1 protein-coding gene is annotated in these 638 nt (G+C 47.6%); it reads left to right on the top strand.

The window, feature by feature from the left end:
* A partial coding sequence (mraY, locus tag R7190_RS28340; RefSeq protein WP_318137987.1) for a phospho-N-acetylmuramoyl-pentapeptide-transferase occupies nucleotides 1–638 on the top strand: 638 nt, incomplete at both ends.

Below are 638 nucleotides of genomic sequence, written 5' to 3'. Positions count from 1 at the left end.
ACGATTCTATTGTGGACTGATTTATCCAACCCTTATGTTTGGGCGGTACTGACGGTATTGCTAGGTTATGGCGCCGTTGGCTTTGTCGATGATTATCGTAAAGTGGTGCGTAAAAACACCGATGGTTTGATCGCGCGTTGGAAGTATTTCTGGCAGTCTTTGATCGCATTTGTTGTGGCATTTGCTCTATACGCTTATGGTAAAGACACAGCAGCGACGCAGCTTGTCGTGCCATTCTTTAAAGACGTGATGCCACAGCTTGGTCTGATGTACATCATTCTGACTTACTTCGTGATTGTTGGCACCAGTAATGCGGTAAACCTCACTGATGGTTTAGATGGTTTGGCTATCATGCCGACGGTACTGGTTGCTGCAGGCTTTGCCGTTATCGCTTGGGCGACAGGTAACGTTAACTTTTCTGAATATCTGCACATCCCATATCTACCGCACGCCTCTGAGCTTGTTGTGGTATGTACGGCGATTGTGGGCGCGGGTCTTGGATTCTTATGGTTCAACACCTATCCAGCGCAAGTATTTATGGGTGACGTAGGCTCTCTTGCGCTAGGTGGTGCACTAGGCACTATCGCTGTTTTGGTTCGTCAAGAATTGGTGCTGGTTATCATGGGCGGTGTATTTGT

The organism is Vibrio sp. 1078-1, from assembly GCF_033340475.1.
This window is presented reverse-complemented; position numbering and strand designations above follow the sequence as displayed.